This window comes from Halovivax cerinus (assembly GCF_024498195.1).
Lineage (GTDB): Archaea > Halobacteriota > Halobacteria > Halobacteriales > Natrialbaceae > Halovivax > Halovivax cerinus.
The window spans coordinates 2,917,432-2,933,365 of record NZ_CP101824.1 but is presented as its reverse complement, the minus strand read 5'-3'; the positions used below and the strand labels follow the sequence as shown (position 1 = coordinate 2,933,365).

At 66.3% G+C, this 15,934-nt stretch carries 13 protein-coding genes; 9 read left to right on the top strand and 4 right to left on the bottom strand.

The genetic code is table 11. The features are described 5' to 3' along the window. Window position 1 precedes the first annotated feature (1 nt). The 4 genes from NO366_RS13835 to NO366_RS13820 all read left to right on the top strand — a co-directional run bounded on the left by NO366_RS13835 (window position 2) and on the right by NO366_RS13820 (window position 5,105). Complete coding sequence (locus tag NO366_RS13835) at window positions 2-907, top strand: metallophosphoesterase (protein WP_256531375.1); 906 nt, start codon at window positions 2-4, stop codon at window positions 905-907. Window positions 908-1,014: 107 nt separating this feature from the next. After that, entirely contained in the window at window positions 1,015-3,903 is a 2,889-nt protein-coding gene (locus NO366_RS13830) for a DEAD/DEAH box helicase (protein WP_256531374.1), read from the top strand. Between the two features lie 147 nt (window positions 3,904-4,050). After that, window positions 4,051-4,671, top strand: coding sequence for a protein sorting system archaetidylserine decarboxylase (locus NO366_RS13825; RefSeq protein ID WP_256531373.1), 621 nt, complete (start codon window positions 4,051-4,053; stop codon window positions 4,669-4,671). Between the two features lie 122 nt (window positions 4,672-4,793). Beyond that, entirely contained in the window at window positions 4,794-5,105 is a 312-nt protein-coding gene (locus NO366_RS13820) for a MazG nucleotide pyrophosphohydrolase domain-containing protein (protein ID WP_256531372.1), read from the top strand. A gap of 35 nt (window positions 5,106-5,140) precedes the next feature. On the opposite strand, the gene NO366_RS13815 is transcribed toward NO366_RS13820, so the two are convergent. After that, window positions 5,141-7,324 carry an AAA family ATPase gene (locus NO366_RS13815; RefSeq protein WP_256531371.1) on the bottom strand — a complete coding sequence of 728 codons (2,184 nt, stop codon included), beginning with the start codon at window positions 7,322-7,324 and terminating at the stop codon, window positions 5,141-5,143. Between the two features lie 171 nt (window positions 7,325-7,495). Between NO366_RS13815 and NO366_RS13810 the strand changes: the two genes are divergently transcribed. Continuing rightward, window positions 7,496-7,630, top strand: a complete 135-nt coding sequence (locus NO366_RS13810; protein ID WP_425493224.1) for a DUF7128 family protein — start codon at window positions 7,496-7,498, stop codon at window positions 7,628-7,630. A 94-nt stretch (window positions 7,631-7,724) separates the two neighbouring features. Here the strand turns inward: NO366_RS13810 and NO366_RS13805 are convergent, their stop codons facing one another. Further along, a complete protein-coding gene (locus NO366_RS13805) occupies window positions 7,725-8,153 on the bottom strand; it encodes a DUF5796 family protein (RefSeq protein WP_256531370.1) in 429 nt (142 codons plus the stop codon). A 255-nt stretch (window positions 8,154-8,408) separates the two neighbouring features. Between NO366_RS13805 and NO366_RS13800 the strand changes: the two genes are divergently transcribed. The 4 genes from NO366_RS13800 (at window position 8,409) to NO366_RS13785 (ending at window position 12,919) form a co-directional block, all read left to right on the top strand. Further along, entirely contained in the window at window positions 8,409-9,281 is an 873-nt protein-coding gene (locus NO366_RS13800) for a shikimate kinase (protein ID WP_256531369.1), read from the top strand. 71 nt (window positions 9,282-9,352) lie between these two features. Further along, window positions 9,353-9,619: a chorismate mutase gene (locus NO366_RS13795; RefSeq protein ID WP_382274245.1), complete on the top strand. Its 267-nt coding sequence runs from the start codon at window positions 9,353-9,355 to the stop codon at window positions 9,617-9,619. A 543-nt stretch (window positions 9,620-10,162) separates the two neighbouring features. Beyond that, the gene (locus NO366_RS13790; RefSeq protein WP_256531367.1) at window positions 10,163-11,587 is read left to right on the top strand and encodes an MATE family efflux transporter; all 1,425 of its coding nucleotides are present in this window, start codon (window positions 10,163-10,165) and stop codon (window positions 11,585-11,587) included. 249 nt (window positions 11,588-11,836) lie between these two features. After that, window positions 11,837-12,919, top strand: coding sequence for a tyrosine-type recombinase/integrase (locus NO366_RS13785; protein WP_256531366.1), 1,083 nt, complete (start codon window positions 11,837-11,839; stop codon window positions 12,917-12,919). A gap of 29 nt (window positions 12,920-12,948) precedes the next feature. On the opposite strand, the gene NO366_RS13780 is transcribed toward NO366_RS13785, so the two are convergent. Together NO366_RS13780 and NO366_RS13775 are read right to left on the bottom strand one after the other, a co-directional pair. After that, window positions 12,949-14,022, bottom strand: a complete 1,074-nt coding sequence (locus tag NO366_RS13780; RefSeq protein ID WP_256531365.1) for a DUF354 domain-containing protein — start codon at window positions 14,020-14,022, stop codon at window positions 12,949-12,951. Beyond that, window positions 14,019-15,359 (bottom strand): glycosyltransferase family 2 protein, encoded by a 1,341-nt coding sequence (locus NO366_RS13775; RefSeq protein ID WP_256531364.1) that lies wholly within the window; start codon window positions 15,357-15,359, stop codon window positions 14,019-14,021. The genes NO366_RS13780 and NO366_RS13775 overlap by 4 nt, the downstream gene beginning before the upstream one ends. Window positions 15,360-15,934: the final 575 nt, after the last annotated feature.

Below are 15,934 nucleotides of genomic sequence, written 5' to 3'. Positions count from 1 at the left end.
CATGCACGCGATCGAGCCGGTCCCGGACGAACCGGCGGCGATCGGGACGGTCGACGACGAGCGAGCGCTGTTCGTCGCCGATTACCACGCCGGTGTCGAGGCCGCGCTCCGATACGAACGCGGCGTCCAGGTGCCAAGTCGAGCCGACGAGCGCCGGGAGCGACTCTGCAGACTCGTCGACGAGACCGGTGTCGACCGCCTGGTCGTCCTCGGTGACCTGATGCACTCGATCGGCGACCCTGGGGGTGCAGAGCGCGGAGAACTGGAGGTGCTCTTCGAGTCGCTGCCGCCGATTCCGGTCACGCTCGTGAAAGGGAACCACGACGGCGCGATCGAGACGTGGCTGGGCGAGACGATCGCCGAATCGAGTCGCGGTCCACCCGCTGCCGCTTCGACCGGAGTGATTGAACTCGACGTACTGGACGGTGAAGGTGGACGGCTCGGCGATATCGGTGTCTGTCACGGCCACAGCTGGCCAGCCGCACCAGCACTGGAAGCCGACGTCCTCTGTCTGGGCCACGAGCACCCCTGCGTCAGGCTCGAAGACGAGGTCGGCGGCAGCCGGGTCGAACCGGTCTGGTTCCGGGGCACGCTCGACCGGAGATGGGCTGCTCGGCGATCGCCACACGTCGACGCAGGGACCGATGCTCCGTCGGATACCGGTCGATCGACCGACGACGGGGTGAGCCCAAACGCGTCGTCGAGCGACTCGTCCGGAGGTGTCGTCGGCCGGGAACCCGATCCGATCCCCTTCGTCGCCTTCCCGGCGTTCAACGACCTCGTCGGCGGCACCTGGATCAACGTCGAGGGGCAGTCGTTCCTCTCACCCGTGCTCCCGGGCGGGCTCGAAACCGGCGAGGCGTACCTGCTCGACGGCACCCGCCTGGGTCCGTACCACTCCATCTAGGGGCAAACGGTGTCGGTGTGTATCGCCAGCGAACGGCCCGGGCTGGGGGGTCGACGGGCCGACTCGATAGCAATGGGCTTATGCGCCGTTCGTTCCTAGAGCGGTCGATGACCGACGGGGACGCGGCGGCCTTCACCCACCTGGGGTCGGCCGTTCGCGAGGCCCTCTCCGACCGCGGCTTCTCGACGCCGACCGCGCCACAGCGACTGGCGATTCCACCGCTCGCGGCTGGAGAACACACGCTCGTTATCGCCCCCACGGGGAGTGGCAAGACCGAGACGGCGATGCTGCCCGTCTTCGATCACATCGTCGCCGATCGTGAGACACGCCGGTCCACCCTGGACGAGCCCAACCGCGGCGCCGATTCGGGCGACGACGAGGAGACGGAGGGATTTCGAGCGCTCTACGTGACGCCGCTGCGTGCGCTCAATCGCGACATGCTCGATCGCCTGGAGTGGTGGGGTGAGGCCCTCGACGTCTCTGTAGACGTCCGTCACGGCGACACGACGCAGTACCAGCGGAGTAAACAGGCCGAGAAACCACCCGACGTCCTGATTACGACGCCGGAGACGATCCAGGCGATGCTCACCGGCGAACGGTTACGCGAGGCGTTCGCCGACCTCACCCACGTCGTGATCGACGAGGTGCACGAACTCGCGGCGTCGAAACGGGGCGCACAACTCTCGGTGGCGATGGAACGGTTGCGCGAACTGGCCGGACCCTTCCAGCGGATCGGCCTCTCCGCGACGGTGGGCGATCCCGGCGAAGTCGGCCAGTTTTTGACCGGCGGTCGACCGTGCGAGATCCGCGAGATCGACGTCGGGAGTAACGTCGACGTGACGGTGCGAGAGCCGACCGTCACCGAAGAGGACCGCGACCTGGCCGGAACGCTGATGACGGAGGTGACGACGGCCAGTCACGTCAGGCTCATTCGCGATATCGTCGCCGAGAACGAGTCGACGCTCGTCTTCGTCAACACGCGTCAGACAGCGGAGGCACTGGGATCGCGGTTTCGAGAACTCGACCTCCCGATCGGCGTCCACCACGGCTCGCTGTCGAAGTCCGCCAGGATCGAGGTCGAAGACGATTTCAAAGCGGGTGAGCTCGACGCCCTCCTGTGTACCTCGTCGATGGAACTGGGCATCGACGTCGGCCGCGTCGATCACGTGGTCCAGTACCAGAGCCCGCGGCAGGTCGCACGGCTCCTCCAGCGCATCGGTCGGGCCGGACACCGCATGGACGAGGTGTCCTCTGGGACGATCGTGACGACCCGGGCGGACGACACCTTCGAGGCCATCGCGATCGCCCGGCGCGCGCGACAGGGCGAAGTCGAGGACGCGGAGATACACGAGGGGAGTCTGGACGTCGTCGCGAACCAGATTCCGGCGATCGTCAAGAGCGCGGGGAACACGTTCGTCGACGATGCCTTCGAGATCGTCACGCGGGCCTACCCCTACCGCGACCTCACGGAAGAGACGTTCAGGAGCGTCCTCTCCGAACTCCACCGGAATCGGATCGTCTGGTTCGACGAGGCCGAAGACCGCATCGAATCCAGCGGGAGCACCTGGCAGTACGTCTACGCTAACCTCTCGATGATCCCAGACGAGGAGACCTACGAGGTCCACGACATCGCATCCGGCGGGCAGATCGGAACGCTGGACGAACGCTTCGTCGTGAACTTCGCCTCGCCGGGGGAGATCTTCATCCAGCGCGGCGAGATGTGGCGTATCGCGGAGGTGGACGACGACGAGGGTGTGGTCAAGGTGAGCCCGATCGAAGATCCCGCCGGAGAAGTCCCCTCATGGATCGGCCAGGAGATCCCTGTTCCGTACGACGTCGCCCATGAGGTCGGCGAGGTCCGGCAGGTCGCCGAACCGCAATTCGCCGGCGGCGCCGACGAGGATGCGGTCGCCCGCGAGCTGGCGACGCGGTATCCGAGCGACCCCGAGACGCTCGCGTCGGCGCTCTCGCAGCTCGAACGCCAGATCGACGCCGACCAGCCGATGCCGACAGGAGATCGAATCGTCCTCGAACGGCAGGGTCGTGACGTCGTCGTCAACGCCTGTCTCGGCCACAAGACGAACGAGACGCTGGGACGCGTCCTCTCCTCGCTGCTCGGCCAGCGATCGGGGTCGTCGATCGGCCTCGAGACGGACCCCTACCGGATCGAACTCGAGGTGCCGACGAGCGTCGCGACGAGCGACGTGGTCGCGGTGCTGGAGGATACCGATCCCGCCCACGTCGAGACGATCGTCGAACTCGGGCTCAAGAATTCTGACGCGCTCGCGTTCCGTCTGGCGCAGGTCTCCGGCAAGTTCGGCGCGCTCAAGCGCTGGGAGGGATCGGCCCGACTGTCGAACGATCGCCTCCTCGCCGCACTCGCGGACACGCCGATGTACGAAGAAGCCGTTCGCGAGGTGTTCCACGAAGACCTGAATCCGGAGTCGGCGGCGGCCGTCCTGGAGGCGATCCAGTCCGGCGAGATCGACGTCGAGACCGTCCGCGGGCGCACGTCGGTAGGCAGCGGCGGGCACTCCTCGGGAAAGGAGCTTCTCGCACCCGACAACGCCGACGCGAGCGTCATCAAAACGGTGCGAGAGCGGATCCGCGACGATCGCGTCATCCTCCTGTGTACGCACTGTACGGAGTGGCTCTCGCGCACGAAAGTACGGCGCGTCCCGGACCACCCGGAGTGTCCGGAGTGTGGCTCGACCCGCATCGCCTCACTCAACCCCTGGGCCGACGAGGTGGTCGACGCGGTCCGCGCCGAGGAGAAATCCGAAGACCAACGCGAGATGACAGAACGCGCGTTTCACTCGGCCAGTCTCGTCCAGAGCCACGGCAAACGGGCCGTCATCGCCATGGCGGCCAGGGGCGTCGGACCGCACAACGCCGCTCGGATCATCAACAAACTCCGCGAAGACGAAGACGAGTTCTACCGCGATATCTTACGACAGGAACGCCAGTACGCACGTACGCAATCGTTCTGGGACTGAGCTACTGTCGGGAAATTGCACTGGGACCGAACCACCATCGGGAGATCGTTCTGGAACTGAGCCACCGTCAGGAACCCGTGAGCCACGCGCGTCGGCGAGGGCAGCGGGCGACGAAACGTCCAAACGATCGGACGACCAACCGCGTGTATGAACGTCGCACCCGGGGCGTGGCGCTACGCGATCCCCCCGATACTCCTCGCACCGGTCGGGTTCTACGTGAACCCGGCTCTCGGTCTGGGTCTGGTCGCACTGGGCGGATTCGTGCTCTGGTTCTTTCGCGACCCCGAACGCTCACCGCCTGCGTCCGGAACCCTCGCGCCAGCCCACGGGAAGGTCTCCGTCCTCAGGGAAGAAGGCGAGACCGTCCGACTGGGGATCTTCATGAACGTCTGGGACGTCCACGTGATCCGATCACCCGTCGACGGACGCGTGTCCGACGTCGAACACACCCCCGGCGCCCACCGCCCGGCGTTCTCGAAGGACTCCGATCGGAACGAGCGCGTCCACGTGAGCGTCGCGGGCGACGCGGCCGAACCCTCACTACCTGTAGAGGAGGTGACGCTTATCGCCGGCGCATTTGCCAGACGGATCACGCCGTACGCCGAGGTGGACGACGACCTTTCGCCGGGCGAACGCATCGGGCACATCGCCTTCGGGAGCCGGGTCGACGTCGTTTTCTCGGAATCGGTATCCATCGAGGACGTCCAGGTATCGCCGGGTGACCACACCACGGCCGGCGAGACGGTCGTTCTCGACGAACCCGCGTGACCGAGCCCCGTCGGACGGTAGCCACCCGGCCGGACGGACTCCGACTCCACCGACGGGCGCAAGACCTCCGAGAGACGACACTCGACCGACGGTATTTTGCAGGCGCCGCCTGACAGACGGCTATGGCCAACTCGCTCCAGGATCGGGCCGTCTCGTTCGCCGACACGCACGATCTCGACGCCGACCCGGCCTATCGCGTCCTCGACCTCGCTGCGGAGGTCGGCGAAATCGCCGCCGATGCGGCGAAATCTTCGGCGTACGGGGCCGATCCCGATGGATTGACGATCGAACCGGACGAGATCGGCGACGCCCTGTTCTCCGTGCTCCTCGTCGCCCACGCCGTCGACGTCGATGCCGAGGACGCGTTCGAGCGCGCACTGGAGAAGTACGAACGGCGACTCGACGAGACGGGGCATCCGGGTTCTGACGGGTAGTCGACGGCGTGGCCAACGGGACCTACCGGTCCGGTTCACTCAAGGGCGTCTCGTGCACGATCGATGTGTTCGCGTTCGATGACGACCTCGTCGGCTCGCTCGTTGGCCTCCTCGGGATCATCGTACCGGTCGGCGATCTCGCGGATGGCCTGCATGGATGCGTCGCGGACGATCGCCTCGATGTCTGCACCGGTCGCGCCGTCGAGCTCCGCGGCGAGTTCGGCCAGGTCGACGTCGTCAGACAGGGGTTTGTCGCCGGCGTGCACCCGGAGGATCTCCTCGCGCGCCTCGCGATCCGGTTCCGGGACGAGCACGTGCGTGTCGAGCCGGCCCGGCCGAAGGAGCGCGGGGTCGATGTCGTCCATCCGGTTCGTCGCGGCCAGGACGACGAGGTTCGGGTTCTCGCGCATCCCGTCGAGCTCCGTGAGCAGTTGGGAGACCACACGCTCCGTGACCTCGTGGCTCTCGCCGCGCCGCCCGACGAGGGCGTCGATCTCGTCGATGAAGATGATCGAGGGCGCCGACTGGCGGGCGCGCTCGAAGATCTTGCGGATCGCCTTCTCGCTCTCGCCAACGTACCGATCGAGCACCTCCGGACCGGCAACATGGACGAAGTTGACGTCGGTCTCGCCGGCGAGGGCGCGTGCGAGCAGCGTCTTGCCGGTTCCCGGCGGACCGTAGAGGAGGACGCCGGCCGGCGGATCGGTGTTGGTTCGGGCGAAGAGCCGGTCGTACGTGAGCGGCCACTCGACCGATTCGGTGAGAGTCCGCTTGGCAGACTCCAGGCCGCCGACGTCTCCGAAGTCAGTGTCAGGAGATTCCGCGACGTACTCGCGCATGGCGGACGGCTCGACCGACGCGAGTGCGGTGTCGAAGTCGGCCCGCGTGACGAGCGGTTCAGCGTTCCACTCGGCGCGGTCGTCCTCGTCGGTCGGCCGTCTGCGGATCGCTGCCATCGCCGCCTCGCTGGTGACCGAATCCAGGTCGGCGCCGACGAAGCCGTGGGTGCGCGAGGCCAGCGTCTCGATCGAGACGTCGTCTGCGAGGGGCATTCCACGGGTGTGAACCTCGAGGATCTCGTGTCTGCCGGATTCGTCGGGGACGCCGATCTGGATCTCGCGGTCGAAGCGTCCGCCCCGCCGGAGGGCCGGATCGAGCGAATCCACGCGGTTCGTCGCCCCGATAACGATCACGTCGCCGCGGCCGTCGAGTCCGTCCATCAGCGACAGGAGCTGGCCGACGATGCGACTCTCGGCGTCTGCGTCGCCGTCGCGCGCGCTCGCGATCGAGTCGATCTCGTCGAAGAAGATGATCGAGGGTGACTCCGTTCGCGCCCGTTCGAAGGCTTCGCGCAATTTCTCCTCGGACTCACCCTTGTACTTCGACATGATCTCCGGACCGGAGATCGAGATGAAGTGAGCGTCTACCTCGTTTGCCACGGCCCGGGCGATCAGCGTCTTGCCGGTCCCGGGCGGGCCATAGAGGAGAACGCCCGATGGCGGCTCGACGCCGAGTCGCTGGAAGAGTTGCGGTTCGGACAGCGGCAATTCGATCATCTCCCGGACGAGTTCCAGTTCCTCGTCCAGCCCGCCGATGTCCTCGTAGGTGGCACCGGACGACGGGCGCGACGCGGCTCCGGAGGGATTCGTCCGACTCCCCGAATCCGCCGTGGAACCGGAGCGCTCGGCCGCTGGTGTTCGGGGGTGTTCCTGCCGGACGACGACGTCCGTCTCGGTCGTGATCCGCACGTCGCCATCGGGGACCGTCGAGAGCACGCGAAACGGTTCGGCGGCGACGCCTTCGATTCGAACCTGTTCACCGGCCCGAACTGGCCGATTTCTGAGTTTCTGATTCGCGACCCGTTCGGTGAGGTTCGTCTCCGCCTCGCCGGCCGCGACCGGTGCGGCGAGGACGACCTCCTCGGCGGTGGCGATCGACGTCCCGTCTAACGGTCTGACCGTCACGCTGTCGCCGACGTGGACGCCGGCGTTCGCGCGCGCGTCTGCGTCGATCTGGACGACAGTCTCGTCGACGGTCGGATCTGCCGGCCACATCTTCGCGACGGTCGACTCCGTGCCCTCGATGACGACGGCGTCGCCGCTCAATACACCCAACTTCCGGCGCGCGGATTCGGGAATCCGCGCGACGCCCCGACCCGCATCTCGCTTCTCGGCCGCCCGCACCGAGAGGCGAACGCCATCCGCATCCGACTCGCTCATACGATCCCTATCGGGGCTGTCACCTTGAGAATTATTATCCCAGCGATCGGAACTCCGCACGCTGTAGTACGTGGAGGGTATCACCCTCCCGGATCGGGCGGATATCGACGGTTCCGAGTGATACGGTGACACGACACAATGCCTTTCTGGGAGGGCCCCGTCTGGGAGGGTATGGTTGCCGAAACCGAACGGGACGGAGAAACGTGGTACGAGTGCGAGATGTGTGGTATGCTATTCGACGACCGTGAGGACGCGGCGACACACGAGGCGAACTGCGACGACGAGGACCCGACGTACATCCAGTGACCGGGCTCACGTCTGGTGCAGTGAGGGCCCGAGGGAATTCCGGCTCTACGACCGCGTTCCTCGTGCCGATCGGGCCCGAACGGGGGTTCGCAATTCAGGCTTCCGAAACGAGTTCGTACGCTCGCTCGCTGAACTGATCCTCGGCGAAGACGAATACCCGGCCATCGACGACGTCCAGGTCTGCATCGATCGTCACGGCGTGGCCGTCCACCGCCGCCGAAACGCCCGGAAACAACACCGTCGATTCGCCGCTGTCGACGAAGATGCGCCCCACACCGGTCGATTCGAGGATAGACGAATCCGTCTTTCGGTCGTTCACGTAGGTCATCACCCCTTCGACGCCGTCCTCGTCGGTCACCAGAACGTGAACCGACTTTCCCGGAGGGGTCGCCACGCTCGACTCGACGGTCTCGGGTGGACCGTGGTAGAAGACCTCCCGACCGTCGAGGTATCGAACGACGATCCCACCGTCGACGAGGTCCACCTCGAGCGTACTCGGTGCCACGTCCGAACGGGTGCTCATGTCGAGCGCTACGGGCCGGACCGTCTAAAGGCTGTGTTTCGCGCGTCGAGCGCTCGTGACGCGATACAGCGTCACCGAGTACCACACGGCTGAGCGACGTCGCATACGCCAAGTGCGAATAGAGACACAGACCCTGCGAGAACGACGCTGTCGGGCGTTTTCGAGTTCTGAGTCGATTTGTCCGGGGAGGATCGATGTGTGGCAGAAGGTGCGGTCACCGCTAGCCGTAAGTATCTCCCTCGACCGAGGGTACACATGGAGGGACGAGCCGTCGCACCCGCTGCGGGGACCGTGGTGAACGCCCTCGCGACAGGGCAGGGCTCGGCGTTCGCTATCGACCTCGAGACGACGGCGACGGTCGAACTGACGACCGACGGGGCCGTTGTCGGGACGATCGCCGGGGCGCCGGACGCCGACACGACGTTGATCGAACGATGCGCTCGACGCGCCCTCGATGCGGTTGGCCCTCGGGCCGGCGTCGACCCCGCCGAGTACGGCGCCCGGATTCGGACCGAGAGTGATGTCCCCATCGCCGCCGGGTTGAAGAGTTCCAGCGCCGCGGCCAACGCGACCGTACTGGCCACGCTCGACGCGCTCGATAGAGACGACGCAGTCGACCCGCTCGACGCCTGTCGACTCGGCGTCGATGCGGCGCGCGACGCCGGCGTCACCGTCACCGGTGCGTTCGACGACGCGTCGGCGAGCATGCTGGGCGGCGTCACCGTCACCGACAACGCGACCGACGATCTTCGCCAGCGCGCCGTCGTCGAGTGGGAGGTGCTCGTGTACACGCCGCCCGAACGGGCCTTCAGCGCCGACGCTGACGCCGACGCCTGCGCACGCGTCGCGCCGATGGCGGATCTCGCCGTCGAACTCGCGCTCGACGGCCGGTACGGGGAGGCGATGACCGTGAACGGGTTCGCCTACTGTGCGGCGCTGGGATTCGATCCCGGCCCGCTCCTGGAGGCGCTTCCAGCTGCGTCCGGCGTCTCCCTCTCGGGGACGGGACCGAGCGTCGTCGCCGTCGGGACGAGCGAGGCACTCGACGCCGCGGCCGAGGAGTGGTGCCAGCGACCTGGGACGGTACGGCGGACACGAACGCGAACGGAGGGAGCGACGACAGGATGACTCACAACGACTCAACCGACACCGAGACGGGACAGGACAGAGACGAACCGACCGACGCCGAACCGACCGATATGTCGTTAGAGGGCCTTCGGACCGAGATCCACGAGATCGATCAGGAACTCGTCCGACTGATCGCGCGCCGGACGTACGTCGCCGACTCGATCGCGAGCGTCAAGGACGCCGAAGACCTCCCGACGACGGACGAAACGCAAGAGCAACGCGTCATGGACCGCGCCGGCGAGAACGCCGACCGGTTCGACGTCGATTCGAACCTCGTCAAGGCGATTTTTCGGTTACTGATCGAACTGAACAAGGTCGAACAGCGAGAGAACAGGTAACTATCTACGGTCAACGGGTACCAATCGACGATCGACAGGTACCAATCGACGATCGACAGGCTCCAATCGAAGATCGACAGGCTCCAATCGACGACCGATACACCACGACGCGTTCTCTGGGCGACCGTCGATACGGTAGCGGAGCATCGTGTTCCTCGGTATGACCGGTACATCGGCGGGGAACGCCGTTCTATCGGGTATTCTGTCCGCCGGGCCGATTCGTTCCCTCGACTGATCAGTTGTTCAGCGAGTGGTCCGGTCTTTCGAACCACTGCGTGGTCGCACTTCGAAACGTGTGCTGATATCGCCACACTCGAGCGGGCTACGCAGAGCTCACGAGTTCGCACTTGCGTTCCCTCGTAACCCAGTTCCCTCGCAACGACGGTCCCGCCGATGCCACCGCCACAACACGCCACCGACAGTGAGAATCCCACCCGTGCGTGTCGATTCGACAACCGGTCGGGGCTGCCGGGTCGTGAACTACTTTTAGCCTCCGTCGGCTAGCACCGCAGGATTCCAGTGTCGTCGCGCCTCCCGAATCCGATGCGACTCGTGATTCTGTGGATCGGTCTCGGCCTCGCACGGCTGGGGCTGATCGACCGGGAGCGCGCCGTCCGTACGGCCGACCTCGCCTGGCCGCGCATCGTGACCGGACTCGCGCGAATGTCGAAGAGCGCGGTCGACGTCGCGATGGTCGGTATCGCGGTCGGCGAGGCAGCGATCGCCGGCGTCGGGTTCGCGACGCCGTTCTGGGGGCTGGCCTTTACCATCGGCGGCGGGGTCGCGGGCGGGACGATCGCCCTCGTCTCACAACGCTACGGGGCCGAACAGTTCGACGAACTCGGTCTGGCGATACGCTCGTCAGTCTTGCTGGTGCTCGTCATCAGCCTCCCTGTCACGGCGTTCTTCGCGACGTTCTCGACCGAACTGGTCTCGGTCATCACGACGAAACCGGAACCCCTCGCCCTCGGTGCGTCCTACCTCGCGGTCGTCGCGTTTGGCGTCCCGTTCGCCGGGCTCAACCTGATCGGAAGTCGCACGTTCGTCGGTATGGACGACGCCTGGACGCCGATGGTGATCAGGGCTGGCGGTGCCATCTCGAACATCGCCTTCAGTGCGATCTTCATCTTCGTCGCCGACCTCGGGGTCGCCGGTGCGGCTCTCGGGACCGTCCTCGCGAACGTCGTCGTCTCGGGGGCGTTCGCCACGCTCCTCGTCCGTGGGTCGTTCCCGGGTGTCCCGGACATGGTGGTCACGATCGACCCGTTCGGATCCTACGTCGACGCCGAGATCATCCGATCGCTCGTCACAATCGGGACGCCCGTGTTCTTCCGGAACTTGGTCTGGACGGTCGCGGAGATCCCCCTGCTGTCGATCGTCGACATGTTCGGGACCGATACCTCGTCGGCGTACGTCATCACGCGACGCATCTGGGGGCTGATGAACACGCCTGGCTGGGGCTTCAGCCTCGCGGCGTCGAGTCTCGTGGGCCAGGCACTGGGCACCGGCGCCGAAGACACCGCAGAACAGTACGGTCGAGAGATCGTCCGGTACTCCGTCGCCGTCTACGCGGTGTCGGCGGCGATCGTCTTCATCTTCGCGGAGCCGATCGTCCGGGCGTTCGTAGACGAAGCCGGATCGCCGGTGATCCCGATCGCCGTGTCGCTCGTCTACGCCGCGTGCGTCGCAATCCTGCTGCGTGGGATCGTCGGCTCCGCGGAGGGTGCACTCAACGCAGCCGGAGACACCCGCTGGCCCTTCTACGGGCAGTTTCTCGGCATGTTCGGCGGCGCGATCCCGCTGGCGTACCTCGGTGCGACCACCCGTCTCGGGCTCTACGGCCTGTTCCTCGCGTTCGTCGCCGAGACTGCGATCCCGGCGGCGGTGACCTACTACCGCTTCACGACGGGTCGCTGGCGTGCGATAAGTCGTACCTACCGCCCGGCGACGGCGGCGACCGACGATTGAGCGCGACCGTCCTCGCGACGGGCGGCCAAGCCGGGTACCCGATCGGACGACAGCGGTACCGAACGGGTTGACTCGCAGTGGAACAGTCCGTTCGGCCGTCCCGCGTATCCGCCCCGTAGCCCGGTGATGACCAGATTTACGGGGGTGCCCGTCCAGGAGTAAGACGATGTATCAGTCGCGTCGAGCCACCGAGGGCAATCGCGGCCGAACGTGGTGTCCGCCGGGACACGATCTACGGGACGACAAGCCATGAGACCCATCTCGACCGTCGTCGAGCACTACCTGGATCGGAAATCCGTCGGGGACGGGGACGGCACGTACGCGTCGAACGCCGCCTCGATCCTCGGCCGGTGGGCGACCTGGCTCGACGACGAGTACGGCGTCGCGACCCTCGAGGAGTTAGAACGGGCCCACCTGGAAGCGTACGCTAGAGAGCTCACGCGACGGACGAACCGCGGGGAGTACGCCGCGTCGACGGCGCGAACGTACTTCGCCGTCGTCCGGGCGTTCCTCTCGTGGTGTGTCGAAGAATCGATGCTCCCGACGAACCCGGCGACGGCCACACGCGCAACCGACGCCTTGCCGACGCAACCGGAAGCGACGCCGAGCGCGACCCGGGCGGGAACGGCCGCGGTCGAACTCGAAGCCGAAGTGCGACGGCTCGCGGCGCAGGCAGACGACGGAACGGACGAACGAGTCGAACGACTACGGGAACACGCGATGGTCGCGTTGCTCACCCACGCGGGCCTGCGTGGCGGTGAACTGTTCCGAGTTCCTGAAGACGACAGACGAACCGGCGCGACCTGGGACGACGTCGATTTCTACGACGGAACGATCAGGGTTCTCGGGACGGCACACGATCTCGAAGACGTCGCGCTCCCCGCGGCTGCGAGGACGCCGTTGCGTCGGTATCGGGTCGCTCTCGATCCGCCGACCACGGACTGGCCGCTCTTTCCGACGCGCCACGCACCGACCGTCGCGGCGACGGTCCGCGAATCGCTCACCGATCGCGGGCACGACGCAGAGGAGATCGAGGCCCGCTTCGCGGAGTCGACGGCCATCGACCTCGCTCGAACCCACGGAATTGCCCCGCCAGCGATCACCACCGAAGGTGCCCGCACGATCCTGAAACGTCTCAGTCGGACCACCGGCGTTTCCGTGGACGGCGACTATCTCACGCCGGGCGACGCGAGACGGGCCCACGATGGTGACGGCGACAGGACCGCGGCCTCCGGGCCCCGTGGCGGAATTCGCACGAGTTTCCTGGAGCAGTCGCTCGTCGCGGTCGACGATTCGACGGACGGATCTGACGAATCGACAGGACGTGAGTAGTCGTCGTAATCACGATACCACCGTCGAGATCACTCGCGTCCGACCACCGGCTGGGCCGGACGTCGCTGTTGCGGCCTCGTGAGCAGGTCCACGACGACGTCCGTTCCGTCTGCCAGGTCGGTGAGCGCCCGATTCCGCCGGCGTCGCCACCGGTCCGACGCCGATTCGTCCGCACTCAACTCGTCTGCGAGGGCGATGGCGACGTCCTCGTCGGCGGTCGATCGCATGAGATCGTACTCGCGCTCCATGACGACGAAGTTACTCATGTCGGTGTCGGCGTCCTCGGCGAACGACTGAATCCGAACGGCCGGCGTGCCGAGGAGTGCGGCTTCCGTCGCCATCGTCCCCGAATCGCCGGCGTAACAGTCGGCGAAGTAGAGCAGGTCGTGGACGGCAGTCGGCGGGACTGGCGCCCGATGCGGTTCGAGATCCGCCGGGAGCGAATCGGAACTCGAGATGTACACGGAACCGCGTTCGGAAAAGCGAGCGACCAGTTCGCGTTTGCCGGCCGGGGAGAGTCCGCCCTGTCCGACGTCGTGGAGCGCGTCCCAGGTCCGGAACCGACAGAAGAAGTATCGCTCGTCCGGATCCACGCCGTACGCGCGGAGCGTCTCGGGTGACGGTTCGAATCGGTCCGGGTGCAGGTACGCCAGTTCCTGATACCCATCGTATCGGACGTGACCGTCACCGAAGTCGCCCTCGAACGTCGACGGTGTCGCGATCACGTCGGCGAACGGTGCCACGAGTCGATGCGACCAGACGCCTTCGTTATCGACGAAGACCACGCTCCGGGCCCCGACCAGCGCCGCGACGTGTGAGACCGCGACGCCGCCGATCGCCGTCATGACGTCGGGATCGAGCCGCCTCGCTCGCCGAAGGAGCCGCCACTCGTACCGCGCCTGGACGGCCGCCAGGGAGACGAGCGAGTCCTGCGGCCCCGCGAGCACCTCGTGCGGAATGTCGTACGCCTCCAGTAACGGGACGGCGAGGTCGTTTTCGCGGGCGAAGACGAACACCTCGTGGCCGTCTGCTTCGAGTTCGCCGATCGCGTGTCGGAAGAAGTGGACGTGCGCAGGGTGTTGTATCGTAACGATACACCTCATTCGTCGACCACCACCGACCCGTCGTTCGAGTCGTGATCGAAGGCCATCGCGAGACAGAGCGCGATCGCCGCGACGAACGCCCACGTCCCAGCCGCCCACCACCGAACCGACCGTCGGAGCGAGTCCGCCTCGGAGCGATCGGCGGTCCGTCGAGACGTCGGGTCGCCGTCGGCGGTCGCAGGCGAGTCGCTCGTCGCTGACCGGGACCCGAGAATATACCCGACGATCGATCCGAGACCGACGGCGAGACCGCCGACTCCGAGCGCGTACAGGCCGACGAGCGGGTGGAAGTCCCTGAGGATGTAGGTGACGCCGAGGCGGTGGAGAAACCGGCGCCAGAGCAACCACGAGAGACGGGGGACGAACGTTCGATACGCGATGTGGCTCCGCTCGTCGCCGTAGACGGCCGGCATCGCCACGTCCGCGATCGAGAACCCGTTCGTGTTCAGTTCGACGAGCAGGTCGTTCGCGAACCCGTACTCCGTGTAGAGCGAATCGAGATCGATCGCCGCCAGGGCCTCACGCGAGATCGCCGTATAGCCGTTCTGTGGGTCGAGCATCCCCCAGTACCCGCTCGCGACCTTCGTCAGCAACGACAGGAGCACGTTCCCGCCGAATCGAAACCACGACATCGAGTCGAACTGCTCCCGTCCGCGTAATCGATTCCCCTTCGCGTACGCCGCACGCCCCTCGACGATCGGATCCAGTAACCGCGAGAGCTGTGCCGGATCCATCTGTCCGTCGCCCGCCATGACGGCCGTGACGTCGATCCCGTCGGCGAGCGCCAGTCGATACCCCGTCGTGATCGCCGCGCCGACGCCGCGGTTCTCCGCGTGCCGGACCGGAACCACCGTCGGCCCGTCACCGTCCCCGTCACCACTCGTCGGCCTGTCGCCAGCCCCGTTACCACTCGTCGATCCGAGCACGTCGTCCGTCGCCGTCGGGGAGCGCTCGTCATCCATCTCGTTCAATATGCCCTCCAGATCGATCGATCCGCTCCGAGACGACGGGTTACTCCCGGTCGGTCCAGACCCCGGCGAATCGGCGCCACCGACGTCGATGGACCGTCCGCCGCCGTCTGGGCGAGCGCGATCCGGTGTCGCTGGCTCCGATCGCACCTCCTCTGTCGACGACACCCGATCGCGGCGCCCAGCGCGCTCTTCGATCGGTTCGGTACCCGCCCGTCGACGGAGTTCCGCCCAGGTGCCGTCGGTCGAACGATCGTCGACGGCGTAGACTCGATCGACGTAAGCCGGTATCGTCTCCAGGACCTCGCCGACGAACGCGGCTTCGTTGTACGCCGGGACCACGACGGCGACGCGATGGTCACGATACATCTCTCACCCCACCGGTCGCACCGGTCAATCCTGGGATATCGGCCACTCGACGTCCGGTCTCGGTCATCCATAGGATGGTCTCGTCCTGGCGCCAATTGTTATTCGTCGCATGCAGACCGCTATGGTCGAAGTATCCTCACAGCGCCTCTGTATCACGATATCGACGGAATTTGCAGTCGCCGAAAGGGTCATCGAATCGTGTACACGCACTCCCCGTCGAACCGTCGGTCCCCGTCACCTGGGTCGACCGACGAGGCCCTCACGCCAACCCACTGGATTCGGTCGGTACGAGCGTACGGACGAGGTCCGAACGTGAACTGGCGTCAGATGGTGACAGCCTCGCAGAGACCGGTGGCCGACTATCGCGATGCGTTCGACACGCCCTACGACCACGCCGACGGGACACTCATCACCAACGAACGGCATACAACAGGTGTACGCCGATCGTTCGAGTCCGTTCGAAGACGATACTGCGCTCACGAATCGGACACTCAGGTCACGTTACGTGACACGCTTGCTGATAGACAGGCCGCGTTACGTGACACGCTTGCTGACAGACGCTGGTGCGTCCGATC